Source organism: Streptomyces sp. NPDC034049 (assembly GCF_055575575.1).
Genome location: NZ_JBVISJ010000046.1, coordinates 1 through 2861 on the forward strand (window position 1 = coordinate 1; position 2861 = coordinate 2861).

The window sequence follows — 2861 nt, forward strand, 5'->3', positions numbered from 1 at the left end:
GATCCCACCCCCGATTCACCGGGAAACCACTCACCGCATCCACACCACCGGCCACCAACCGCCACAGATCCTCAGGCGACCCCACCCCACCCGGAAAACGACACGCCATCCCCACGATCGCGATGGGTTCCGCGGGGTCGCCCGTCGCGGTGGTGACGGCCGCGGCGACGCGGTCGGGCTGTTCGTCGCCGAGGAGTTCGCGTGCCAGTCGGCGTGCGAGGGCGGTGGGGGTCGGGTGGTCGAAGACGAGGGTGGTGGGCAGCCGCAGGTCGGTGGCCCGGCCCAGCTGGTTGCGCAGCTCGACCGCGGTGAGCGAGTCGAAACCCAGCTCCTGGAAGGGCCGGTCGGCGTCGATCGCCGCCGCGTTCGCGTGTCCGAGCACCCCGGCCACCCGGCCGCGGACCAGTTCGAGCAGGGCCTCGTGACGGGCGTCGGCCTCCAGCGCCGCCAGCCGCCGCGCCAGCGTCGAACCGCCCTGTGGGGTGTGGCCGGCGGCGGCCCTGGGACGCGGGCGCGCCGGGGCCAGGTCACGCAGGATCGGCAGCACCTCGTCGCCCTGGCGCCGCAGCTCCCCGGTGTCCAGGTAGGTCACGGCGAGAACCGGCTCTCCGGTCAGGAGGGCGTCGTCGAACAGGCCCATCGCCTCGTCCGACGGGAGGGCGCGCAGTCCGAGCCGGGCGATGCGGCGCAGATCGGTGTCGGTCAGCTGACCACTGATGGTGCTCGCCTGCGACCACAGGCCCCACGCCAGCGAGGTGGCGGGCAGCCCGAGGGCACGGCGGTGCTGGGCCAGCGCGTCCAGGAAGGTGTTGCCCGCCGCGTAGTTCGCCTGCCCGGCGTTGCCGATCAGGCCCGCCAGGGACGAGTAGACGACGAACGCCGACAGCGGCAGGTGGCGCGTCAGTTCGTGCAGGTTCCACGCGGCGTCGATCTTCGGACGTACGACCGCGTCGAGCCGTTCCGTGGTCAGTCCGGCGAGCACGGTGTCGTCGAGAATGCCCGCGGTGTGCACCACCGCGGTCACCGGGAACTCCTCCGGTACCTCGGCCAGAACGGCGGCCAGTCGTCGGCGGTCCGACGCGTCGCACGCGGCGAACGACACCTGGGCGCCCAACTGCTCCAGCTCCGCCCGCAGTTCACCGGCCCCGGGGGCGTCCGCCCCACGGCGGCTCAGCAACAGCAGACGCCGAGCGCCGTGCTCGGTCACCAGGTGGCGGGCCAGGACGCGGCCCAGCGTGCCCGTCGCACCGGTGACGAGCACGGTTCCCTCGTCCCAGCGCGGCGCCGCCGCCTGCTCCTCCGAGGAGGCCGCTCGTGCGCGGGTCAGTCGCGGCACCAGCAGTCGGCGCCCGCGGACGGCGAGTTGGGTCTCGCCGGTGGCCAGGGCGAGGGGGAGCTGTTCGTACCCCTCGGCATCGGCGTCGACGAGGACGACCCGGTCGGGGTTCTCCGTCTGCACGGTGCGCAGCAGACCCCACACACCGGCGTGCACCAGGTCGGTCACCTGCTCGCCCGGCAGGGCGGCCAGCGCGCCCCGGGTCACCACGACGAGACGTGTGCCGGCCAGGCGTTCGTCGGCCAGGAAGGCCTGCACCCGTTCCAGGACGCGGGCGAGTTCCACCCGCGCCAGACCGGCGACGCCCGCACCGCCGACGGCTCCGTCGTCGCCGTCGGTGACCAGCGGCCAGACGACCGTGTCGGCACCGGCGGCCGCCGCCGCGTCGAGGTGCGGGTACCCGGCCGCCGCGGCCAGGGCGGGCACGCCCAGCACGGCCCAGCCCGAGGTGTCCGAAGCCGACTCGGGTGCCGGTGCCTCGGACCAGGCGACCGAGAACAGGCCGTCACGACCCGCCCGCGCCGCCGTGCGCACCGCGTCCTTCGACAGCGGGCGGAGCGACAGCGCGTCCACCGACGCCACCGGCACGCCCGTGTCGTCGGTGACCAGCAGGGAGACGGTGTCGGCGGCGCCGGACAGACCGAAGCGGACCCGCAGCGCGGCCGCACCGGTCGCGTGGACGCGGACGCCGGCCCAGGAGAACGGCAGGCGCGCTGCCACGTCCTCGTCGGCCACGCCCGGCAGCAGGGCGTGCAGGGCGGCGTCCAGCAGGGCCGGGTGCAGCAGGAACCGTCCCGCCTCGTCCCGCACTCCGTCCGGCAGGGTCACCTCGGCGAAGATCTCGCCCTCGCCCCGCCACACGCGGGTCAGGCCCCGGAACGCCGGGCCGTACGCGTAGCCCTGGTCGACCAGACGCTCGTAGACGTCCTCCAGGCCGACTTCGCGTGCGTCGGCCGGGGGCCACACCACCAGGTCGGCGGCGGGCGTTCCGGAGTCGGCGGGGACCAGGGTGCCCGCTGCGTGGAGAACCCAGTCGCGTTCGTCGTCGGTGTCGGGGCGGGAGTACACCTCGACGGGCCGTGCGCCGGAGTCGTCCTTCTCCCCCACGGCCACCTGGAGGTGCACGCCGCCGTCGGCGGGCAGGGTCAGGGGCGTGGCGAGGGTGAGTTCGGCCACCTGCTCGACGCCGGCCTGTTCGCCCGCGTGGGCCGCGAGTTCGAGCAGTGCGGTGCCCGGGAGCACGACGGCCCCGGAGACGCCGTGGTCGGCGAGCCACGGGTGGGTCCGCAGGGACAGCCGCCCGGTGAAGAGCGCCTCGCCGCCCCGGGCCACCGTGAGCGAGGCGCCGAGGAGGGGGTGCCCGGTCGAGCGGAGTCCGAGTTCGGTGGCGTCACCGTGGCGGGCGGGTACGTCGAGCCAGTACCGCTCGTGCTGGAAGGCGTAGGTCGGCAGGGGGACGCGCCGGGCGCCGGTGCCCTCGAAGAATGCCTCCCAGTCGACGCGGACGCCCCGGCTGTGCAGGGCG

At 75.0% G+C, this 2861-nt stretch carries 1 protein-coding gene; it reads right to left on the reverse strand.

Going from position 1 to position 2861, the window contains the following annotated elements:
• On the reverse strand, window positions 1-2861 hold a 2861-nt coding region (locus ACZ52C_RS41945), incomplete at both ends, for a type I polyketide synthase (protein WP_469079787.1).